This is a genomic window from Streptomyces sp. NPDC033177, from assembly GCF_055577715.1.
In genome coordinates this window covers 245,061-266,040 of the sequence record NZ_JBVIPS010000012.1, presented here as the reverse complement: position 1 = coordinate 266,040, position 20,980 = coordinate 245,061, and the positions used below count along the sequence as shown (strand labels likewise).

Annotated in this window: 23 protein-coding genes; 13 read left to right on the top strand and 10 right to left on the bottom strand. The window is 70.8% G+C overall.

Going from position 1 to position 20,980, the window contains the following annotated elements; genetic code table 11:
- Nucleotides 1-17 precede the first annotated feature (17 nt).
- The gene (locus ACZ5U5_RS35950; RefSeq protein WP_469030378.1) at nucleotides 18-599 is read left to right on the top strand and encodes a dihydrofolate reductase family protein; all 582 of its coding nucleotides are present in this window, start codon (nucleotides 18-20) and stop codon (nucleotides 597-599) included.
- On the opposite strand, the gene ACZ5U5_RS35945 is transcribed toward ACZ5U5_RS35950, so the two are convergent.
- The 3 genes from ACZ5U5_RS35945 to ku form a co-directional block, all read right to left on the bottom strand.
- Complete coding sequence (locus ACZ5U5_RS35945; RefSeq protein WP_469030376.1) at nucleotides 596-1,993, bottom strand: DUF1254 domain-containing protein; 1,398 nt, start codon at nucleotides 1,991-1,993, stop codon at nucleotides 596-598. The genes ACZ5U5_RS35950 and ACZ5U5_RS35945 overlap by 4 nt on opposite strands.
- Nucleotides 1,994-2,160: 167 nt before the next feature.
- Complete coding sequence (locus tag ACZ5U5_RS35940) at nucleotides 2,161-2,427, bottom strand: type B 50S ribosomal protein L31 (RefSeq protein WP_451206174.1); 267 nt, start codon at nucleotides 2,425-2,427, stop codon at nucleotides 2,161-2,163.
- An 80-nt stretch (nucleotides 2,428-2,507) separates the two neighbouring features.
- Nucleotides 2,508-3,578: a non-homologous end joining protein Ku gene (gene ku, locus ACZ5U5_RS35935; RefSeq protein ID WP_469030372.1), complete on the bottom strand. Its 1,071-nt coding sequence runs from the start codon at nucleotides 3,576-3,578 to the stop codon at nucleotides 2,508-2,510.
- A gap of 69 nt (nucleotides 3,579-3,647) precedes the next feature.
- Between ku and ligD the strand changes: the two genes are divergently transcribed.
- On the top strand, nucleotides 3,648-4,553 hold the full coding sequence (gene ligD / locus ACZ5U5_RS35930; RefSeq protein WP_469030370.1) for a non-homologous end-joining DNA ligase: 906 nt from the start codon (nucleotides 3,648-3,650) through the stop codon (nucleotides 4,551-4,553).
- Between the two features lie 18 nt (nucleotides 4,554-4,571).
- Here ligD and ACZ5U5_RS35925 read toward each other — a convergent pair whose 3' ends face one another.
- Nucleotides 4,572-5,375, bottom strand: coding sequence for a nuclease-related domain-containing protein (locus tag ACZ5U5_RS35925; protein WP_469030367.1), 804 nt, complete (start codon nucleotides 5,373-5,375; stop codon nucleotides 4,572-4,574).
- Between the two features lie 234 nt (nucleotides 5,376-5,609).
- Here ACZ5U5_RS35925 and ACZ5U5_RS35920 point away from each other — a divergent pair, with 234 nt between their 5' ends.
- The 7 genes from ACZ5U5_RS35920 to ACZ5U5_RS35890 all read left to right on the top strand — a co-directional run bounded on the left by ACZ5U5_RS35920 (nucleotide 5,610) and on the right by ACZ5U5_RS35890 (nucleotide 12,203).
- The gene (locus tag ACZ5U5_RS35920; protein WP_469030365.1) at nucleotides 5,610-5,894 is read left to right on the top strand and encodes a hypothetical protein; all 285 of its coding nucleotides are present in this window, start codon (nucleotides 5,610-5,612) and stop codon (nucleotides 5,892-5,894) included.
- Between the two features lie 36 nt (nucleotides 5,895-5,930).
- Nucleotides 5,931-6,605, top strand: coding sequence for a class F sortase (locus ACZ5U5_RS35915; protein ID WP_469030362.1), 675 nt, complete (start codon nucleotides 5,931-5,933; stop codon nucleotides 6,603-6,605).
- Nucleotides 6,606-6,705: 100 nt separating this feature from the next.
- The gene (locus ACZ5U5_RS35910) at nucleotides 6,706-7,497 is read left to right on the top strand and encodes a hypothetical protein (protein WP_469030359.1); all 792 of its coding nucleotides are present in this window, start codon (nucleotides 6,706-6,708) and stop codon (nucleotides 7,495-7,497) included.
- Complete coding sequence (locus ACZ5U5_RS35905; protein WP_469030357.1) at nucleotides 7,494-8,795, top strand: ATP-binding protein; 1,302 nt, start codon at nucleotides 7,494-7,496, stop codon at nucleotides 8,793-8,795. Before ACZ5U5_RS35910 ends, ACZ5U5_RS35905 begins: the two co-directional genes overlap by 4 nt.
- 160 nt (nucleotides 8,796-8,955) lie before the next feature.
- The gene (locus ACZ5U5_RS35900) at nucleotides 8,956-9,318 is read left to right on the top strand and encodes an SH3 domain-containing protein (protein ID WP_469030355.1); all 363 of its coding nucleotides are present in this window, start codon (nucleotides 8,956-8,958) and stop codon (nucleotides 9,316-9,318) included.
- Nucleotides 9,319-9,381: 63 nt separating this feature from the next.
- Nucleotides 9,382-10,746 (top strand): FtsW/RodA/SpoVE family cell cycle protein, encoded by a 1,365-nt coding sequence (locus ACZ5U5_RS35895; RefSeq protein WP_469030352.1) that lies wholly within the window; start codon nucleotides 9,382-9,384, stop codon nucleotides 10,744-10,746.
- Nucleotides 10,743-12,203, top strand: coding sequence for a penicillin-binding transpeptidase domain-containing protein (locus ACZ5U5_RS35890; RefSeq protein ID WP_469030350.1), 1,461 nt, complete (start codon nucleotides 10,743-10,745; stop codon nucleotides 12,201-12,203). The genes ACZ5U5_RS35895 and ACZ5U5_RS35890 overlap by 4 nt, the downstream gene beginning before the upstream one ends.
- A gap of 33 nt (nucleotides 12,204-12,236) precedes the next feature.
- On the opposite strand, the gene ACZ5U5_RS35885 is transcribed toward ACZ5U5_RS35890, so the two are convergent.
- Nucleotides 12,237-13,142: an ADP-ribosylglycohydrolase family protein gene (locus tag ACZ5U5_RS35885; protein WP_469030347.1), complete on the bottom strand. Its 906-nt coding sequence runs from the start codon at nucleotides 13,140-13,142 to the stop codon at nucleotides 12,237-12,239.
- A gap of 37 nt (nucleotides 13,143-13,179) precedes the next feature.
- Nucleotides 13,180-14,286, bottom strand: coding sequence for a ferritin-like domain-containing protein (locus ACZ5U5_RS35880; protein WP_469030344.1), 1,107 nt, complete (start codon nucleotides 14,284-14,286; stop codon nucleotides 13,180-13,182).
- Nucleotides 14,287-14,493: 207 nt separating this feature from the next.
- Between ACZ5U5_RS35880 and ACZ5U5_RS35875 the strand changes: the two genes are divergently transcribed.
- From ACZ5U5_RS35875 to ACZ5U5_RS35860, 4 genes are all read left to right on the top strand, one after another.
- A complete protein-coding gene (locus tag ACZ5U5_RS35875; RefSeq protein ID WP_469030342.1) occupies nucleotides 14,494-15,432 on the top strand; it encodes an AurF N-oxygenase family protein in 939 nt (312 codons plus the stop codon).
- Nucleotides 15,433-15,515: 83 nt separating this feature from the next.
- Complete coding sequence (locus ACZ5U5_RS35870) at nucleotides 15,516-16,244, top strand: TetR/AcrR family transcriptional regulator (RefSeq protein WP_469030339.1); 729 nt, start codon at nucleotides 15,516-15,518, stop codon at nucleotides 16,242-16,244.
- Nucleotides 16,245-16,277: 33 nt separating this feature from the next.
- The gene (locus tag ACZ5U5_RS35865; RefSeq protein ID WP_469030336.1) at nucleotides 16,278-16,556 is read left to right on the top strand and encodes a hypothetical protein; all 279 of its coding nucleotides are present in this window, start codon (nucleotides 16,278-16,280) and stop codon (nucleotides 16,554-16,556) included.
- Nucleotides 16,557-16,718: 162 nt separating this feature from the next.
- Nucleotides 16,719-17,897, top strand: coding sequence for a C40 family peptidase (locus ACZ5U5_RS35860; protein WP_469030333.1), 1,179 nt, complete (start codon nucleotides 16,719-16,721; stop codon nucleotides 17,895-17,897).
- A 257-nt stretch (nucleotides 17,898-18,154) separates the two neighbouring features.
- On the opposite strand, the gene ACZ5U5_RS35855 is transcribed toward ACZ5U5_RS35860, so the two are convergent.
- Genes ACZ5U5_RS35855 through ACZ5U5_RS35840 form a run of 4 tightly spaced genes read right to left on the bottom strand, consistent with a single transcriptional unit; the run spans nucleotide 18,155 to nucleotide 20,973 of the window.
- Entirely contained in the window at nucleotides 18,155-19,390 is a 1,236-nt protein-coding gene (locus ACZ5U5_RS35855; protein WP_469030330.1) for a styrene monooxygenase/indole monooxygenase family protein, read from the bottom strand.
- Nucleotides 19,391-19,431: 41 nt separating this feature from the next.
- The gene (locus tag ACZ5U5_RS35850; RefSeq protein ID WP_469030327.1) at nucleotides 19,432-20,061 is read right to left on the bottom strand and encodes a GTP-binding protein; all 630 of its coding nucleotides are present in this window, start codon (nucleotides 20,059-20,061) and stop codon (nucleotides 19,432-19,434) included.
- Complete coding sequence (locus tag ACZ5U5_RS35845) at nucleotides 20,042-20,443, bottom strand: DUF742 domain-containing protein (RefSeq protein WP_399394845.1); 402 nt, start codon at nucleotides 20,441-20,443, stop codon at nucleotides 20,042-20,044. Before ACZ5U5_RS35845 ends, ACZ5U5_RS35850 begins: the two co-directional genes overlap by 20 nt.
- Nucleotides 20,440-20,973, bottom strand: a complete 534-nt coding sequence (locus ACZ5U5_RS35840) for a roadblock/LC7 domain-containing protein (protein ID WP_469030323.1) — start codon at nucleotides 20,971-20,973, stop codon at nucleotides 20,440-20,442. The genes ACZ5U5_RS35845 and ACZ5U5_RS35840 overlap by 4 nt, the downstream gene beginning before the upstream one ends.
- Nucleotides 20,974-20,980 lie beyond the last annotated feature (7 nt).

The following is a 20,980-nucleotide window of genomic DNA, read 5'->3' as shown; positions in this document are numbered from 1 at the left end:
GGGACTTGGGGATCACCATGGCCGTTACCTACACCTTTGACGTCTTCTCCAGCCTTGACGGTTTCGGGGCCGCCGGTGGTGACTGGACCGGGTACTGGGGCAAGCAAGGGCCCGAGCTTCTCGATCATCGCCTTGGTCTTTATCGCGCGGATCAGCGGATGGTTTTTGGAGCCACTACGTATCGGGCCTTCTCTCAGATGCTGGCTGCCAGTACCGAGGAGTCCGAGGTTCGCGATCCGTGGGTCACGCGGATGATCAATCTGCCGGCGACGGTGGTGTCCACCACCTTGGAAGAGCCTCTCGACTGGGCGGATGCGGCCGTTGCGAGCGGTGACGCCGTCGAGGTCGTCGCTCGGCTCAAAGAGGAGTCCGCCGTGCCGTTGCGCTCGCACGGCAGCCTGTCGATGAACCGGGCCCTGATGGCTGCCGGCCTGGTGGATCGGGTCCAGGTCACGCTCTTTCCCGTGATCACCGGGCGGAGCGGTCTTGACCCGATCTTCCGGGGTGCGGACGATTTCGACCTTGAGTTGATCGAAAGCCGTGTGCTCGACGGTCGTACTCACGAGCTCATCTATCGGCCCTCACTGCACGCCGCCTAACTCCGGCGGATCGGCGGCAGTTCGTACGTCCCGTCGAAGACCGCGGCGCGAGGCGTGTACATGCGCAGGATCGGGCGGAAGCGGCCCTCCGGGGTGGGCAGCCAGTTTGCCGCCGTCTTGTCGTCGGCGGGGCGTTGTGGCTGGAGGAGGAGGGTGAGGGAGCCGTCGTCGTCGTAGCTCAGGCCCGGGGTGCGGTCGCTGATGGAGTGGGGCTCCACAGGGTTCGCGGCCGGTTGCCGGTCCGGTAGGCCGTCCATCGTCACCGACCAGAACGCGTCCACCGGCGGCGGCTTCTCGAAGCGCAGGGTGTACGACTGCTCGCCCTCCAGCGGGCGGCCGTCGCCGTCGTCCCACGCCAGCGCGCACGCCGCTTCGTAGCCGTGCAGGCCCCAGAGTGCGGTGCGCGCCGAGGCGGCGCGCATCATGCGGCCCAACTCCCGGTCCGCGCAGATCCATTGGGGGTCCTTGAGCGTGCCGGTCTCGAAGTGGTCGGCGTTGTAGTCGAAGGCGTGATACGCGAGTTTCCAGCCGTTCTGCTGCGGTCCGCTCCCGTCCACGGCCGCCTGCTCGACCCGCTCCTGGCCCGCCGCGAATCCCGCGCGCAGCGCTTCGGCGAGTTCCGGCTCGGGCTGCGTGTACGGGCTCTGCGCGTCCAACAGGCCCAGCGGCGCGAACCGTTGCTGATAGGCGAGGTCGGGCTGCGCGGGCGGGAAGGCGGCCATGCGGGCCCGCAGTTTCTCGTAGAAGAGGATCTCCGGCTCACCGTCGGGGACGTATGTGTGGGTCGGCAGCCCGCGGGGCTCGCCGGATGCCGTCCAGTACGGCTCAAGGAGGGTGTCCTCCTGGAGCTCCCGCACCGCCGCCACGTCATCCGGGCCCGTGCATGCCCACCGCCCGACGATCGTCGCCATCTCCGTCGGCACGGCGATCCGGGTGGCGCCCAGCGGGACCTCCTCGTCCCAGCCGGGGGGCGTGAGCAGGTAACTGGCCTCGCCGGTACCGGTGGCGCGGCGGCCCACGTAGGCGAAGTTGTTGGTCCACGCGTCCACGAACTGCAGGACGTAGTAGCGGTCGCCGGTGTCCGGGACGGTCAGGAGCAGGGCGCCGCCGGAGAGGTCCAGCTGTGCCAGGGAGCAGATGGTGTCGGGGTCGTCGGCGTCGATGTGGGTGCCGGCCTCGGTGTCGGCGTCGATGTCTTCGTCGGCATGCGCCGGCTGGTTCCGGGGGGCCGCGGGCCTGCTGCCGTGGCTGAACTCGTTGAACGGCGCGGGGGGCACCGCGCCCATGCCGTTGCGGGAGACGCGGTCGACTTCGTCGAGGTTGAGCACCATCGGGTGGCCGTAGATGTACGCCTCGGCCGCCAGCGCCTGGAGATCGGTCGTGCCGTCGGTCATGCCCGCCGCCTTCTCGTGATCAAGCTCGTCCGTCGTTCGTGATCAAACTCGTTCGTCGTTCGTGATCAAGGTTCTAGGGCCATCGTCGGGCCGCCCTGCCCCTCCTGCCACTCCTGCCGCACCCGCGGCGTGGCGCGGCCGGGTGGGGCGATCGGTGAGGCGGCGGATCACTCCGGCGTGCCCGGGGGTGCCTGGTCGCCGTAGCGGCGTTCGAACTTGGCGACCTGGCCCTCGGAGTCCACGACCCGGGCGCGGCCCGTGTAGAAGGGGTGGCTCTCGGAGGAGATCTCCACCTCCACCAGCGGGTACGTCTCGCCGTCGTCCCACTCGATGGTCTGGTCGCTCTCAGCGGTGGAGCGGGTGAGGAAGGCGTAACCCGCCGAGCGGTCCCGGAAGACGACGGGCCGGTAATTGCTGTCCTTGTCCTGGGTCATGCCCCCAGGTTCCCCGCGCGCGAACACGACGGCGACCCCGAGGACGCCACGCGAGCTACGGCGCCGGCGTCGCCGCAGCTCTAGGCGCGGGCCCGGTTCTTCGTGGTCGCCTTTTTCGCGGGGGTCTTCTTCGCCGCCGTCGCCGTCGCTTTCTTCGCCGTCGCGCCCGTCGCCTTCTTCGCCGACGCCTTCTTCGCCGTCGACTTCTTGCCGCCCACGTCCTTCGGGGTCGTCTTCGCCCGGCCGGACGAGCCGGCAGACGAGCGGGCAGACGAGGAAGCTGACGACGCGGCCGTCCGCTTCGGTGCGGCCGCGGCCTTCTTCCGCCCGCCCCGCTCCAGCGGAGTCACCTCCGCCACCGTTCCGTCATCCCGCGCCGTCTTCGCCGCGCGCACGCTCTTCTCCAGTGCCGCCACCAGATCGATCACCTTGCCCCCGCCGGAGTCCGCGTCGGCGGCCGGCGGCGCGGGGCTCGTGCCCTCGGCCTTGGCGGTGAGGAGTTCCTCCAGCGCCGCGCGGTAGTCGTCGTGGAGGGTGGAGACGTCGACCTCTCCCAGCGTGTCCATCAGGGCGTCCGCAAGGTCGAGTTCCGCGTCCCTGACCTTGACCTGGGTGTCCGGAGCCACGCCCTCCGGCGCCCGGATCTCGTCCGGCCACAACAGCGCGTGCATCGCGATCACGTCGTCCACGACGCGCAGCATCCCCAGCCGCTCCCGCCCCCGTAGCGCGTACCGCGCGATCGCCACCTTCTCGCTCCGCTTCAGCGCCTCGCGCAGCAGCGTGTACGGCTTGGTGGCGGGCACCCCGTTGGCCGACAGGTAGTACGCCGTGTCCATCTGCATCGGGTCGACCCCGCCCGCCGGCACGAAGGCCACGATCTCGATCGTCTTGGCGGTCGGAAGCGGCAGACTCGCCAGATCCTCGTCGGTGATCGGGATGACCGAGCCGTCCGGGTCCTCGTACCCCTTGCCGATCTCGGCGGACGTCACCTCCCGCTCCTCCAGCTCGCACACCTTGCGGTAGCGGACCCGGCCGCCGTCCTCCGTGTGGATCTGCCGGAAGGAGACCGAGTGGTTCTCGGTGGCGTTCATGAGCTTGATCGGGATGCTGACCAAGCCGAAGGAGATCGCCCCGTTCCATATGGATCGCACGTCAGGCACCTCTCAGCAGCCGAGCACCGTTTCAGGGTGGTTCATCCACATTCGTGGGATTCTCATCGTATGACGCCGATCACCGAGGTGGAGGGGCGGCGGATCTCCCTCAGCAATCTCGACAAGGTCCTCTACGCCGCATCCGGCTTCACCAAGGGCGAGATGCTGCACTACTACGCCAGCACGGCCGACGCCCTCCTCCCCCATCTGCGCAACCGGCCCCTCTCCTTCCTCCGCTTCCCTGACGGGCCCGACGGCCAGCAGTTCTTCGCCAAGAACGTGCCCCCGGGCACCCCCGACTGGGTGCACACCGCCGAGGTGCAGCGCTCGGACGGCAACACCCGGCAGATCGTCGTGAACGACCTGGCGAGCCTGATGTGGGCGGGCAATCTCGTGACCGAGTTCCACACTCCCCAGTGGCAGGCGGACGCTCCCGCCATGGCCGACCGGCTCGTGCTCGACCTGGACCCGGGCGCCCCCGCCACCGTCGTCGAGTGCTGCCGGGCGGGGCTCTGGCTGCGCGAGCGCCTCCAGGCGGACGGTCTGGAGGTCTACGCGAAGACCTCGGGCTCCAAGGGCCTGCATCTGCTCTGCCCCTTGGAGCCGACGCCCTCCGAGCAGGTCACCGCGTACGCGAAGGCGCTCGCCCAGGAAGCCGAGGCCGAACTGCCCGACCTCGTCGTCCACCGGATGACCCGCAGCCTGCGCCCCCGCAAGGTCTTCGTCGACTTCAGCCAGAACGCCGCGGCGAAGACCACCGCCACCCCCTACACCCTGCGCGCCCGCCAGGAACCGACGGTCTCCGCACCCGTGACCTGGGAGGAGGTCGAGGGGTGCGACGACCCGGCGGACCTCGTCTTCCTGGCCACCGACATCGCACCCCGCCTGCAGCGGTACGGGGATCTGCTGGGTCCGCTCACCGAGCCGGACCAGGGCCGTCCGCTGCCGCACGGGCTCCCCCAGCCGGGGGAGTGAGATCCATCAGAAGGGGCCCTAGACGCGCCGCCACGTGTGACGGTCGCGGGCCATCGCGTGCAGGGCCTCCACATCGGCCGGCTTCAGTACGCCGCCGGTGCCCGCGAGGGCCGACACCTCCCCGTCGCGCACGATCCGCACCTCGCGCGGCGGAGCCGTCACGTCGAGGCCCGACGCCCCGGAGAGGGCGAGGACCGGGCGGATCTCCGCGGTCAGCGCGAAGGACGCCCGGTCGGCGTCGGCGCGGATCTCCCTCACGAGTGGACGCGGGTCCGCGCGGCCGACCGTGACCATCGGGTCGGCGACGCGCACCCGCTGCTTGCGGGCGGGGAGGGTGTGCACGCTGAACAGACCGCCGGGGCCGATCACGAGGTGGTGGATGCGGGCGCCGCCCGGCAGCGGCACCGAGTGCAGGGTGTGCCAGCCCGCGCCTTCGAGCCCGTCGAGCACCTCGCCGATGGCCTGCTCGGCGGTGAGTGCCCGCTGCCGCGGGTCGGCGCGCAGCCTGCGGGCGGGGGCCGGGTCTCGGTCCAGGGCGATCAGGAGGGCTTCGCCGGGGCGGTTCGGTGCGAGGTCGTCGTCCGGGTGGAGGGCGAGGCGGGCCAGTTCGGCGGGGGTGGGGACGGGCGGCGGGCCGATCGAGACGCCGCCCGTGATGAAGGGGGCGAGGGCGCGCAGGACCGCTTCCCTGTGGTCGTCGGCGAGGAGGGTCACGCGGGACGACTCCCTCTCGTACCACCCCACATTCCTGCCGTCCGTACGGCAGACGTAGAGCCGCTCCTGTCCGTGCCGCCAGGCCGGTATGACGCGCAATCCGCTCATGCACCATCACCCCACGGACCATGGGAACAGCAAGGACATGCCTTGGGCAAGAACCAGGGCACCACGGAGAGAAGTTGAGCCACTCCTGACCGTGCTCGTGGCAGCGCCGCCTCGGCAGTGATGGGCCGTCGTTACATTGCTGACTAATTGCCGCAATAACGGACACATAGCTTCAGGGGTGTCCCTTCCCTCACCCTCCCCAGCCCAGCCCTCAGCCATAAGGACCGTCCCCCCATGAGCAGCCTCCTCCGCCGCACCGCCCTCCGTTCCGCCGCCGTGACCGTCGTCGTCGGCGGCGCGCTCCTCACGCCGGCCGTGGCCGCCGTCGCGGATACGCCCTCCCAGGCCGAGGAAACCCGCACAGTGGCGCCGGCCGCCCCCGAGGGCGGGGTCAAGGCGGGCACCGAGGGGTTCCACAGCGGTGACCCGGTGTTCATCGCCGCCGGTGGGGCCATGGCGGCCGCCGGTGCGGCCGGTCTCGGGTACGCCATGCTGCGCCGCGGCCGCACCGACGCCTGAGCCCCCCTCCCCCACGCCCCACCCGCAGGAGCCGCTGTGAGCACGAGCACCCCCGCCGACGAAGCACCCGCCCCCGCGTCGTCCGCCCCCGCCCCCGCCAAGCGCCGTCACACCACCCGCATCGCGGCCGCCGCCACGCTGACCGCAGCCCTCGGCGTCGGCCTCATTGCCTGCGGCCAGGGCTCCGGCGGCAGCCCCGCGCCGGACGTCAAGGTCGACAACGCCGCCGCCGCACCGGCGGCCGAACCGCACGCCCCGCTGGAGAGGTCCCGCCCGACGGGGCTGCGCATACCGGCGGCCGGTGTCGACGCGAAGTCGATGCTCGACCTCGGCGTGGGCGCGGACGACGCACTGGAGGTGCCGCCGGTCGACAAGGCGGACGAACCTGGCTGGTGGACCGGGGGCGTCACCCCCGGCGAGAAGGGGGCGGCCGTCCTGGTCGCGCACTACGACACCGCGGAGGGGCCCGCGCTGATGCGGCACGTGGGAAAGGTGAGAATGGGGGACACGATCTCGGTGCCGCGAGCGGACGGGAGTACGGCGACGTTCAAGGTGCGCGAGATGGAACAGGTGGACAAAAAGAACTTCCCCACCCATAAGGTGTACGGGGCGACCGACCGTCCCGAGCTGCGCCTGCTGACCTGTGGCGGCCCGATCAAGGACGGTCACCGCACCGACAACATCATTCTCTACGCCGACCTCGCGCCGTAGCCGGACCCGGGCAACGGGACCCGGACCCCGCGGCGCCGCAACCGAACCTCGCGCCGCAGCCGAGCAGCCCCGGGCCGCTCCACCGGCAGGCAGGAGTGCAGTGCACCGGAGCCGTCTCGCGCTCGCCGCAGGACTCGTGCTGCCCGCCGTCCTGCTGGCCGGCGGCTGCGGCGACCCCGGTGACCTGCGCGGCGCGGGCTCCACGCCGACCGCCGAGGCCCCCACCCGCCTGTGGCCGAAGCTGCCGCCCCCGTCGGCGCCGGCCGAGGACTACGGCACGATAGAGAGCCTGCCGGTCAAGGGCGTGGACGTACCGGGCGGCGACCTGCACAAGGTGAACCCGGTGACGGTCGCCAAGGCCGACTTCGACAAGAACCCGGGGCTGTACAGCCGTTCGGACGCGGTCTACAAGCAGACGGCCGAGAAGCTCGACGCGTGCGACACCAAGGACGCCGACGACGCCGAGTGCCCCGTCCTGAAGGCCTACTACCGGGACCTCACCGGTGACGGCAGGGACGACCTCATCATCGGCATCCGGCTGGCCCGCGGGCACGCCGAGAACCTCGACATACGCGCCTACGCCATGGAGAAGCGGCAGTTGACGCAGATCATGGAGATGGGGGACGCGGTGCTCGGCGTCGAACTGGCCGGCCACGAGGTGATCGTCCGCGCCGTCTCGGGCATGCCGGGGTACGAGTACCGCACCGTCTGGTCGTGGGACTCCCACCAGAGGGTCATGCTGCCGACGACCGACGAGATCGTGCGCTCCCCGAACGCGCCGAAGGGCAAGCCGTCGCGCAAGCCGGAGCCCGCGGCGAGCAGCCGCCCCGTGCCCTCCCCCAGCGATTCACCGGGTGCGACCCCCGGCGCGTCCCCGAGCGGAGGCCGATGAGCCACCGGCTGCCGCGCGGACCGCGGCTCCCCGCCTGGACGGCGACCCTGACCTGGAAGGCCGGGGTCTTCATCACCGTCATGTGCTGCGCGCTCGCCGCGCTGCTCGGCGCGCTCGTGCACGTCTCGGTGACCAACCAGACCGTGGGCCAGGCCCGCGAGCACGCCCTCACCCGGCTCGACGACGCCACCAAGGCGTTCGAGGCGGGCGACGACCTCGGCCCCGGCGCGGGGGTCGACCCCGAGGGCCTTCCCGGGCGGCTGCGGGATCTCGCGGTGGGCGGGGAGCGCGGGACGATGGTCGCCGCGCAGGACTCCCGGCCGACGATGTGGGCCGCGGGGCCCGCGACGGACCGGCGCGCGATCGCCGTCCGGGTCGACTACGCCCAGGGTGCCCGCACCATCGACGGACTCGACCGGGCGATCCTGGGCTCCTCGGTGCTTGCCATCGGGGCGACGCTGCTGGTCGGGGCGTTCTCCGTGACCCGCGTGACGCGGCGCCTGCACCAGACGGCGACGGTGGCCCGCCGGATCAGCGCGGGTGACCTCGACGCCCGCGTGAACGATCCGCGCACCCGCGAGCCCTCGCGCAGCCAGGACGAGGTGGCCGCGGTCTCCGGCGCGCTCGACACGATGGCGTCCTCGATGCAGGGCAAGCTCCAGAGCGAGCAGCGGTTCACCGCGGACGTGGCGCACGAGCTGCGCACGCCGCTGACCGGTCTGCACGCGGCGGCGGAACTGCTGCCGCCGGGCCGCCCGACGGAGCTGGTGCGCGACCGGGTCGCCGCGCTGCGCACCCTCACCGAGGACCTCCTGGAGATCTCCCGCCTCGACGCGAAGAGCGAGCGCGTCGAGCTGGACGACCACCATCTCGCCCCACTGGCCGAGCGCGCCGTGCGGGGTTCGGGCATCGATGCCGAGCTGGTCGTCGTACGCGACGTCTGTGTGGTGACCGACCGGCGGCGCCTGGAGCGGGTGCTCGGGAATCTCATCGCCAACGCGGACAAACACGGGCGCGGGCCCGTCGTGCTGACCGTCGACGGACCCATGCTCTCGGTGCGCGACCACGGCGACGGATACCCGGATTACCTGGTGGCGCACGGCCCGCAGCGGTTCCGCACGGAGGGCACGACCAGGGGCCACGGGCTTGGCCTGACGATCGCGTTGGGCCAGACGGCGGTGCTCGGCGCACGCCTCACGTTCGCCAACGCGGCGGACGGCGGGGCGGTGGCGACGCTGACGCTGCCGTACGAGGAGACCGGGGAAGCGGGGTGCGGGGGTGCCGACGGGGCGGTCTGACGGGCGGTTTGACGCCGTGTGACCTTTTGCGCGGTCAGCGTGCCGATTTTAGTGTGAATTGCGGCCTATGACCCACGCTTCAGGGGCTTGATGCTCCCGGGGCTCGACGCTTCAGGGGTCTGCGGGCCGTATCGCATCCGCGCTTTCCAGAGGAGACCCCATGTCCCTTCGGTCCACCGCCATCGGCACCCGGCTCGGCATACTCGTCGCCGGCGGCGCGCTCGCCGCCTGCACCCTCACCGGTACCGCCGTCGCGGCCGACGACACCGGCACCAACGGCCACCCGCGCATCTACAAGGGCCGCGTCATCGCCAAGTCCGGTCTGCTGCTCCGCACCTCCCCGCACCGGGGCGCCAAGGTGATCCGGAGCGTGCCGTACGGCAAGGTCGTCAACATCTACTGCAAGACGACCGGTGACCACGTGTCCGGCAACAACCGCTGGTACCTGCTCACCAACGGGACCTGGGCCTGGGGTGCCGCGCACTACATCTCCAACATCGGGCCCGCCCCGCGCTGGTGCTGACGCACCACAAGCACACGGTGACATAAGCGGACATTGGGGCCTATCGCTTGCTACGTTCCGGGCATGACCGGAACAGCGACGGCGCCTCCCTCCGTACCCGCTGTTCGTGTGCCCCGGCGCCGTGGCACCGAGGTCGCACTGATCGTCGTGGCCGTCCTGCTCTCGGTCTACGGCTACTGCGCCGTCGGCCTCGCCAAGAACGGCACCGTCCCGCCCGGCGCCGCCGGTTACGGCGCCGGGCTCGGCGTGCTCGCGCTCCTCGCGCATCTCGCGGTCCGCTTCCGCGCGCCCTACGCCGATCCGCTGCTCCTGCCGATCGCCGTGCTCCTCAACGGTCTGGGTCTCGTCCTGATCTACCGGCTCGACCTGGAGACCCCCGGCGACGAGGCGGCACCCACGCAACTCGTCTGGTCCACCGTCGGCGTGGCGCTCTTCATCGCCGTCGTGATCTTCCTGCGCGACCACCGGGTGCTCCAGCGGTACGCGTACATCTGTGTCGTCGCCGCGCTGGTCCTGATGATCGTGCCGATCTTCTTCCCGGCCGTGAACGGCGCCCGCATCTGGATCCGGGTCGGCGGATTCTCCATCCAGCCCGGCGAGTTCGCGAAGATCCTGCTCGCGATCTTCTTCGCCAGCTATCTCGCCGCCAACCGCAACGCGCTCGCCTACACCGGCCGTACGGTCTGGAAGCTGACGAAGCTCCAGCTGCCCACCGGCCGTGTGCTCGGCCCGATCGTGGCGATCTGGCTGCTCAGCGTCGGCGTCCTCGTCCTGGAGCGCGATCTCGGTACCTCGCTGCTGTTCTTCGGGCTCTTCGTGATCCTGCTGTACGTCGCCACCGGGCGCACCGGCTGGATCGCGGTCGGCCTGGTCCTTGCCGCTGTCGGGGCGTACACGGTCGGCTCGCTCGAACCCCACGTGCACAGCCGGGTCGAGGACTGGCTGCACCCCTTCGCCTCCATCGACGCGGGCGAGGGGCCCAACCAACTGGCCCAATCCCTCTTCGCGTTCGCGGCCGGCGGGATGCTCGGGACCGGCCTCGGGCTCGGCCACTCCATCCTCATCGGCTTCGCCGCCAAGTCCGACTTCATCCTGGCGACGGCGGGCGAGGAACTCGGCCTCGCGGGGCTCGCCGCGATCTTCCTCCTTTACGCCCTCCTGGTGGAGCGCGGCTACCGGGCGGGGCTCGCGCTGCGGGACGTCTTCGGGCGGCTGCTCGCGGTGGGGCTCGCCTCGATCGTCGCGCTCCAGGTGTTCGTGATCGCGGGCGGGGTGAGCGGGCTGATCCCGCTGACCGGCATGGCGATGCCGTTCCTCGCGCAGGGCGGCTCGTCGGTCGTCACCAACTGGATCATCGTGGCGCTGCTCATCCGGGTCAGCGACTCGGCACGGAGCCAGCCGGTGGGGCCTCCCAGGGAGGACGCGTGACGAGGTACATCCGGCATGCCGCCGCGTTCTGCGCGCTGCTCCTGATCGCCCTGCTGGTGAACGCCACCCGCGTCCAGGTCGTCCAGTCCGAGCACTTCGACAAGAACTCCGCCAACCGCCGCCAGGCCATCGCACGCTTCGGCCAGCCGCGCGGCGACATCATGGTCGACGGGCGCGCGGTCACCGGCTCCCAGGACACCGGGGAGCAGCTCCGCTATGAACGGACGTACAAGAACGGCCCGTTGTACGCGCCGGTGACCGGGTACGCCTCGCAGGTCTACGGCACGACCCTCCTGGAGAACGCCGAGGACGACATCCTCTCCGGCACCGATCCGATGCTCGCCCCGCTCCCCCTGTGGAACGACATCAGCCGCGCGCAGAACCCCGGCGGCATGGTGCGGACCACCATCAGGGCCGCGGCGCAGCAGGCCGCGTACGCAGGGCTCGGCGGCAAGAAGGGCGCGGTCGCGGCCATCGAGCCGTCGACCGGGAAGATCCTCGCCCTGGTCAGCACCCCGTCGTACGACCCCGAACGGCTCTCCGGCACCAACAAGGCGGTGGCGAAGTCCTGGGCGTCGCTGAACGGCAGCGCGGACAAGCCGATGCTGAACCGGGCGATCCGCCAGACGTATCCGCCGGGGTCGACGTTCAAGGTGGTGACGGCGGCGGCCGCCCTCGACTCCGGCACGGTCACGGACCTGGACGCCGCAACCAAGTCCCCCACCCCCTACACGCTGCCCGGCACGAGCACCCAGCTGACGAACGAGGTCGAGGGCTGCAAGAACGCACCTCTGCGTTACGCCTTCGAGTGGTCCTGCAACACGGTCTTCGCCAAGCTGGGCGTGGACACCGGGCTCGGCGACATGCTGGACACGGCGAGGAACTTCGGCTTCAACGACGGCGGCCTGAAGATCCCGTCGTCGGTGGCGGCGAGCAACTTCGACTCCTCGATGGACAAGGCGCAACTGGCGCTGTCCTCGATCGGCCAGTTCAACACGCGGGCGACGCCGCTGCAGATGGCGATGGTCTCGGCGGCGGTGGCGAACAACGGCCAGCTCCAGTCCCCGCACCTGGTGGACGAGACCACGACCGACGACGGCGACGTGGTGCGCAACACCGGCACCAGCTCCCTCCACCAGGCCATGAACCCGGCCACGGCCATGCAACTGCGGGAGATGATGACCGACGTCGTCGAGAAGGGCACCGGCGGCAACGCGGCGATCCCCGGCGTGACGGTCGGCGGCAAGACGGGCACGGCCCAGCACGGCATCGACAACACCGGCACGCCGTACGCCTGGTTCATCTCCTGGGCCCAGAACTCCGGCGACGCCCAGCCGTCGGTGGCGGTCGCGGTGGTGGTGGAGGACGCGGCGGCGGACCGGGGCGACATCAGCGGGGGCGGGAGCGCGGCGCCGGTCGCGAGGGCGGTGATGGAGGCGGTGCTTGCGGGTTCCTGAGCGGAGGCTTACGCAGGGTGCGGATGCCGGGTGTCATTTGGCTCCCGGCAGTGCCTCCCGCCGTCGCAGCCAGGCCTCCGGGACCGCGTCGACCCCCGTGCGCGCGCCGACCACTCCGCCTGTGATCGCACACGTGGTGTCCACGTCACCGAGCCCCTCCGCCGTGGTCCACAGCGCCCCGACCAGGTCGTCGTGGTGCCGCGCGGCCGACCACAGGGCGAACGGAACGGTGTCCGTGGCCCGGATGCGCTGACCGTTACCGAGCGCGTCGGCGGCCTTCCACGGTTCGGTGTCGAAGGGCAGGGCCGCGGCGCGCAGCACGCCGTCGCGGACCGCTCCGGGCGGGGTGCGCTCCGCGACGGCGGCCAGGGTCAGTTCTTCGCGCGCGGAAAGCGCCGCCGCCACGGCCACAGCCACCGCGCCCGCGACGCCCTCCGGGTGCGCGTGCGTGACCTGGGCCGACAACTCGGCTTGTTCCGCCGCGAGTTCGAGGTCACGGGAGAACCACGCGCCCAGCGGCGCGACCCGCATCGCGGCTCCGTTGCCGAGGCTGCCCTGCCCGTCGAACAGTTCGCGCGCCAGCTCCGGCCAGCGCTGCGGCTCCTCGACCAGCCGGGGCAGCAGCTCGTGCATGCCGCTGCCGTATCCGCGCCCCGCGTCGGCGTCGTGCAGCAGCGCGAAGGCGGCAGCCAGCTCGGTCTGCCGGATCTCCCCGTACTCGTCGAGCACCCGTTGCACGCCAAGCGCCATCGCGGTGTCGTCGGTCCAGTGCCAGAGCGGCTCCTCGGGCAACTGGCGCGCATGGATCTGCGTGTACGCGACGCGTGGCGCGCGGAACAGCGGGAACCACCGCTCGCCGAAGGCGTCGCCGAGGGCGAGCCCTTCGAGGCTCCGGCGGGCGGCGGCGCGGTCGGCGGATGCGGAGGTCACGGAAGTCATGGGGCCATGCTGCCGTGCGGGACGACGGCCCGAGACCTTATTTTCCGTCGCCGGCGGTGATCATGTCCTCGACCTCCGCCACCCGTTCGCTCTCCTCCGCCGCGAAGCGTTCCGCGTCCAGTTTCTCGGCGATCTCCTCGTCCTGGGCCATCAGCTGGTCGAGGTTGGCGTTGCCCATCTCGAAGACGCCCATGTCGACGTACGCCTCCTGGAGACGCTTGCCCCACAGGCCGATGTCCTTGACGCACGGCACGATGCGGCTGAAGAGCAACTGCCGGAAGAGGGCGAGGAACTCGGAGTTCTCGCTGGCCTCCTCGGCCTCCGCCTTCGGGATGCCGAAGTTCTCCAGGACCTCGACACCGCGCAGCCGGTCACGCATCAAGTAGCAGCCCTCGATGACGAATTCCTCGCGCTCGCGCAGTTCCGCGTCGGAGAGTTGCTTGTAGTAGTCCCGAAGGGCCATGCGGCCGAAGGCCACGTGCCGGGCCTCGTCCTGCATGACGTAGGCGAGGATCTGCTTGGGCAGCGGCTTGTCCGTCGTGTCGCGGATCATGCCGAAGGCGGCCAGCGCGAGACCCTCGATGAGGACCTGCATGCCCAGGTAGGGCATGTCCCAGCGGGAGTCGCGCAGGGTGTCGCCGAGCAGGGACTGCAGGTTGTCGTTGATCGGGTAGAGCATGCCGATCTTGTCGTGCAGGAAGCGGCCGTAGACCTCGGCGTGCCGCGCCTCGTCCATGGTCTGGGTCGCGGAGTAGAACTTCGCATCCAGGTCGGGCACGGACTCCACGATGCGCGCCGCGCACACCATCGCGCCCTGCTCGCCGTGCAGGAACTGGCTGAACTGCCAGGAGGCGTAGTGCTTGCGCAGTTCGCCCTTGTCACGGTCGGTCATCTTGTCCCAGTGACGGGTGCCGTAGAGCGACATGGACTCGTCGGGGGTGCCCAGCGGGTCGTACGGGTCGACCTCCAGATCCCAGGCGATGCGCTTGGCACCGTCCCACTGCTTGTCCTTGCCCTTCTGGTAGAGGGCGAGCAGCCGGGCACGGCCTTCGTCGTACTCCCAGCTGAAGCGGGCCGCGCCGTTCGCCGGTATCTGCCAGATGTTTCCGTCCGGGGCGTGCGTATAGAGCTCATGCGTGGACACTGACGGCTCCTAGATAAGTGGCCTCGTTCTCTCCGTAGTCCCCCCGTGCTGCTTTCGACTGCTCTGTACCGGTTGGTAGTTGGAAGGCTCACACGTTCGTAGACGTCGGGTCAACAAGTCACGCACAAGGGATTGACGCCCTTGCTGACAAGCAGTCTCATAATGCGTGACCGCCGGTAACTCTGACGACGAGGCAGGGGCAGAGTCATGACGACCACCACGGAGGACGCGGCGATCGAAGGGCTGCGGGACGCGCTCGGAGCGCTCAAGGACCGGGAGCAGGTGGCCGAGCGGCTGCTCGACTCCTCCGCCAGGCACTCCTTCGACCCCGACAAGGAGCTCGACTGGGAGGCGCCCTTCGAGGAGGGCAAGTGGTTCTGGCCCCCGGAGCTGCTTTCCCTGTACGGCACGCCGATGTGGCGGCGGATGAGCGAGGAGCAGCGCATCGCGCTCTCCCAGCACGAGGCCGCCGCGCTCGCCTCGCTCGGCATCTGGTTCGAGCTGATCCTGATGCAGCTGCTCGTACGGCACATCTACGACAAGCCGGCCACGAGCGCGCACGTGCGGTACGCCCTGACCGAGATCGAGGACGAGTGCCGGCACTCGAAGATGTTCGCGCGCCTGATCACCCGCGGGGACACCCCGTACTACCCGGTCAGCGCCGTGCACCGGAACCTGGGCCGCCTCTTCAAGACCATCTCGACGACGCCCGGTTCGTTCACGGCGACGCTGCTCGGCGAGGAGATCCTCGACTGGATGCAGCGCCTGACGTTCCCGGACGAGCGCGTCCAGACCCTGGTGCGCGGCGTCACGCGGATCCACGTCGTGGAGGAGGCGCGCCATGTGCGGTACGCCCGTGAGGAGCTGCGCCGCCAGATGGTGACGGCCCCGCGCTGGTCCCAGGAGTTCACCCGCCTCACCTCGGGTGAGTTCGCCCGCGTCTTCTCCATCGCCTTCATCAACCCCGACGTCTACACGAACGTCGGCCTGGACAAGCGCGAGGCCATGGCCCAGGTCAAGGCGAGCGCCCACCGCCGAGAGATCATGCAGACCGGGGCCAAGCGCCTGGCGGACTTCTTGGACGACATCGGGGTGCTGCGGGGCGCGGGGCGGCGGCTGTGGAAGAGCTCTGGACTTCTGGCCTGATTCCTGGCCTGCCTTCTGGCGTAGCGAAGAGGGTACGCAGGGTTCCGGCGCGCTTGTTCGAAAGGGCGGATACGCTGCGAGGCATGACCTCGCCTGCTCCCACCCGCGCGTACCGGCGTCTCAGTGTCGAAGAGCGGCAGCGGCAGCTCAAGGAGGCCGCCCTGTCCCTCTTCGCGGTGCGCGCACCCGACGAGGTCTCCCTCGACGACGTCGCGGAGGCGGCCGGAGTCTCCCGGCCGCTCGTCTACCGCTACTTCCCGGGCGGCAAGCAGCAGTTGTACGAGGCGGCGCTGCGCTCCGCCGCCGACGAGCTGGAGCAGTGCTTCGCCGAGCCGCCCGAGGGTCCGCTCACCCAGCGCCTCGCCAACGCGCTCGACCGGTACCTCGCCTTCGTGGACCAGCACGACGCGGGGTTCAGCGCGCTGCTCCAGGGCGGCAGCGTCGTGGAGACGTCGCGGACCACCGCCATCGTGGACGAGGTGCGCAGGACGGCCGCCGAGCACATCCTGGCCCACCTGGAGGTCGTGGGGGCGACGGGTCCCCGGCTGCGGATGACCGTGCGGATGTGGATCACCTCCGTCGAGGCGGCGTCCCTGATCTGGCTGGACGAGGAGAAGCAGCCGCCGCTGGACGAGTTGCGGGACTGGCTGGTCGAGCAGTTCATGGCGGTTCTCGTGGCCTCTGCGGGCCGCGACCCGCAGACCGCGGAGGCCGTACGGGGCGCCCTTGCCATGGAGACGTCCGAAGGACCCGCGGGCTCGCTCGCCCGGCGAGTCCTCCCCGTGGTGAGCGACGCGGCACACCTGCTGTGAAGCGTGGCGGCCGGCTGCTGTGACACTGGCCGGGTGAAGAGCGAAGAGACCCCGTTCGTGGGTGGCCCCCTGGACGGCCGCGTCCTGCCCATCCTGCTCGGCCCGACCGGTCACCCCCCGAAGGTGTACCGGGTCCCGGTGCCGGACGAGGCAGGCGGACCGGCGACCGTGCTCGTGTACCGCAGGGTGGCCAAGACAGGGGGCAAGCGGCTCGGCCTGCACCAGGGCTGGACGTACGAGTACGACCCGGAGGGCGACAAGGCGGGGCCCGGCCTGAAGTGGCCGTGGTCGAAGCCGGGCGGGGCGGCCTGAGCGCAGCTTGAGCGCGGCCTCCGCAAGGGCGGCGCGCCGTCGGACCCTGGACGAGTGACCGCATTGCGCCAACCCGCGCACCTTCAGCAGGCGGGCCGCGCCGGGGCCGCTGATGCTCACGGTGCGGGGCGGAGCCGCCGCCCGCGCGCCGGAGGTGATGGCATGTCAGGCAGGCTGCTGCGATGGGTCGGTACGGGTGCGGTGGTCGGCGCTCTGCTGGCGCCCGCAGCCCCGGCGTACGCCGTTCCACAGCCGGACGACACCACCGAGCGCCCGGTGGCCGAGCTCCTGAGGGACCTTCAGGAGCTGTACCGGAAGGCCGAGGAGTCGACGGAGACGTACAACGCGACCGCGGAGAAGCTGAAGGAGCAGCGCACCGAGGTCACCCGCCTGGACAAGCGCCTGGCCCGAGCCCGCGCCTCGGTCCACGACAGCCGGGGCGCGGCGGGCCGCTTCGCCCGCCAGCAGTACCAGGGCACGACGGAGATCTCCCCCTACGTACGCCTCCTCCTCGCCCGCGACCCGGAGCGGGCCCTCGACCAGGGGCATGTGATCGGGCGAGCGGCGGCGGAGCGCGCCGCGACGGTGGACCGGCTGATCGGCGGCGAGAGGGAGGCGTCCGAGCTCGCGGCCACGGCGAAGAGGGCCCTGGAGACCCAACTGTCTCTCGCGGCCCGGCAGAAGGAGGCGCGGGACACGGTCAAGGGGCAGCTGAAGGAGGTCGAGGAACTGCTCGCCTCGCTGAGCACGGAGCAGCTGGCGGATCTCGCGCGGGCCGAGGAGGAGGGGATGGCGGCGGCACAGCGGAAGTTCCTGGACTCGGGCTCGCTGAGCGGGGCCGCGGGGTCCCCTGGGCCCGCACCGACCCGCGCGCCTTCCCGGAAGGGCGAGACGGCGCTCGGATACGCCGTGAAACAGATCGGGAAGCCGTACAAGTGGGGCGCGGAGGGGCCCAAGGCCTTCGATTGCTCGGGCCTGACGTCCCAGGCGTGGGCGGCGGCAGGGAAGTCGATCCCCCGCACCTCACAGGAGCAGTGGGCCCAGCTACGCCGTGTCTCCCTCCGAAAACTGCGCCCGGGCGACCTGATCGTCTACTTCCCCAAGGCCACGCACGTGGCCCTCTACCTGGGCGACGGCATGGTCATCCAGGCCCCGCGCCCGGGTGCCAAGGTCAAGGTCTCCCCCATCGCCGCGAACCCCGTGCGGGGAGCGGTACGCCCCGACCCTTCGGCGAAGCCCATGAAGGGGTACGAACCGCCGAAGCTGCCGCGCGGGGCACTGAAGGGCGGCGACGCGGGGAGCGATGCGGGGTACGGGTCGTCGGAGGCGCCGAGGGCTTGAGTCGCGCCCGGGGGGGGCGGCGCGGGCTGCAGGAAACTCCCATGGCCCCCGCCCTTCGTGCGTGCACGGTGGGACTTTTCTGCGATCAGCTCGGCAAACGGGTGGGCGAGGCCGCCAGCCGCCCCAAGACACGGGACCGTCGGGCGCCACCCGCGCACTCCGCCCGACGGTGCGGGGCAGGGCGGGGCAGGCGCCGTGCCGGTAAGCCGCGGCTCCCTGCCCTTCCGGCCCCCGCCCGCCCAGCAGCGGCCAAGCCGTCAGGCGCCGGAGAGCGACCCCAGGTACGCGCCCGTCTTCTCCGGCTCATAGAAGAAGTTCTCGAAGTCCGACGGGTCGTTGAAGCCGTTGGCGAAGCGGTCTGCGGCCGGCTGGAGCTGGCCTGCGGCGCCGATCAGGTTCAGGACGTGCTCCGGCGGGGGCGAGAGCATCGCGTTCGTCCACTTGGTGACGTGCTGAGCCGTCTCCCAGTAGCGGTCGAACGCGGACTGCATCCACTCCTCGTCGAACGGCTTGTCGCCGTGCGAGACGATCGAGGAGAGGTACGAGGCCGCGCACTTCGAGGCCGAGTTGGAGCCCTGCCCGGTGATCGGGTCGTTCGCGACCACCACGTCCGCGACGCCGAGCACGAGGCCGCCGCCCGGCAGCCGGCCGATCGGCTTGCGCACCGTCGGGGCGTAGCGGCCGGACAGCGTGCCGCCCGCGTCCGTGAGTTCGACCTTCGTCGCCCGCGCGTACTCCCACGGGGTGTACTTCTCCAGGAGTTCGAGGGTCAGCGCGAGGTGTTCCGAGGGGTCCTTGACGCCCTGGAAGACGTCCAGCGGGCCGCCCGGGACGCCCTCCCAGAACAGGATGTCCGCGCGCCCGGACGTGGTGAGGGTCGGCATGACGAAGAGTTCGCCGACGCCCGGCACGAGGTTGCACCGCACCGCGTCGAACTCGGGGTGCTCGGGCCGGGGCCCCATCCCGTGGACGTAGGCGACGGCCAGCGCGCGCTGGGGGGTGTCGTACGGGGAGCGGGACGCGTCGCGCTCGAACATCGAGACGAGCTCGCCCTTGCCCGCGGAGACGAGCACCAGGTCGTACGTGCGGGAGAAGTAGTCGAGGTCGGAGACCGCCGCGCCGTGGATGACCAGCTGGCCGCCCCGCTGCGCGAACGTCTCCATCCAGCCCGCCATCTTCACGCGCTGGTCGACGGACTGGGCGAAGCCGTCCAGCTTGCCGACCCAGTCGATGACGCGGGAGGAGTCGGGCCCGGCGACCGAGACGCCGACACCCTCGATCTTCGGCGCCTGCGACTCCCAGAAGTTCAGCTGGAGGTCGCGCTCGTGCTGCAGCGCCGTGTGGAACATGCACTGAGTGGACATCACACGCCCGGACCGGACCTCGTCCGCCGTGCGGTTGGACATCAGGGTGACCTCGTACCCCTGCGACTGGAGTCCGAGAGCGATCTGGAGCCCGGCCTGACCGGCTCCGACGACGAGTATCTTCCGCATGCGGCGTCTTCTCCTACGTGCTGAAAAGCTTAAGGTTAAAGCTATTCGGGGGTTGCTGCGAGGGCGTGGCCGACCAGCGAGAGCAGCGACTCGATCACCGAGATCCGCTGCCTCGCGTCCATGATGAGCACGGGTATGTGCGCCGGGATCGTCAGCGCCTCGCGGACGTCCGCGGGCTCGAACTCCTCGGTGCCGTCGAAGTGGTTGACGGCGACGACGTACGGCAGACCGCAGCTCTCGAAGTAGTCGAGCGCGGGGAAGCAGTCGGGCAGCCTGCGGGTGTCGGCGAGGACGACGGCGCCGATCGCGCCGCGCACCAAGTCGTCCCACATGAACCAGAAGCGCTGCTGCCCCGGCGTACCGAAGAGGTAGAGCACGAGGTCGTCGTCGAGCGTGATCCGGCCGAAGTCCATGGCGACCGTGGTCGTGGTCTTGTCCGGGGTCGACGTGAGGTCGTCCGTGTCCTCGCTCGCCTGCGTCATCAGCGCCTCCGTCTGGAGGGGCGTGATCTCGGAGACGGCGGTGACCAACGTCGTCTTGCCGACGCCGAACCCGCCCGCGACCACGATCTTCGTCGCGATCGGGGCGCGGGTGCGGTCCGTCTGCCAGGCTTGCAGGTTCTCGTCCGGGTCGGGGCCCGGGATACGGAGGTCAGAGACGGCGGAGTCCACTGAGCACCCTTTCCAGCAGTGCGCGGTCCGGCTGTCCCGGGCCGTGGCCCGTTCCGTACACGCGGATCTTTCCCTGGTCTGCGAGGTCGCTGAGCAGGACGCGGACCACGCCGAGCGGCATCTTCAACAGCGCGGCGATCTCCGCGACCGTACGCATGCGGCGGCAGATCTCGACGATGGCCCGCATCTCCGGCATGACCCGCGCAATGGCATTGCCCTGCGGCAGCTCACGGCGCTCCTCGGGGGCCTCCAGGGCGGCCACGAACGTCTCGACGAGCAGGACGTGGCCGAAGCGGGTGCGTCCGCCGGTGAGGGAGTACGGACGTACGCGGGCGGGTTTGCGATCGCCGCCGCGCTGCGGCAGCTTCCCGGGCTTGCTCATCGGACGCTCTCCATCGACTGGCGCAGCTCACTGCGGAGTTCGGGGGTGAGGACATGCCCGGCGCGGCCGACGAACAGCGCCATGTGGTACGCGACGACACTCATGTCGCAGTCCGGGGTGGCGTGCACGCCGAGCAGCGAGCCGTCGCTGATCGACATGACGAAGAGGCTGCCCTCCTCCATCGCGACGACAGTCTGCTTGACGGCTCCCGCGTCCATCAGCTTGCCGGCGCCGATACAGAGGGAGCCGAGGCCGGACACGATGGTGGCGAGGTCGGCGCTGGAGCCCTTGGGCCCCGAACTGTTGTCCACCGCCTGCGCGTTGTTCCGCGCGGGGTCGGACGAGAGCAGCAGCAGGCCGTCGGAGGAGACCACCGCGACCGAGAGCAGCCCCGGCACCTCCTCCACGAGATTCGTCAGCAGCCAGTGCAGGTTGCGGGCTTCGCTGCTCAGTCCGAATCCGGCGGGATTCCCGCCGGCGGCGGAGCTGCCGGTGGATTTACTGCCGGTGGAAGAACTGGGTGAGCGCATGGGCGCA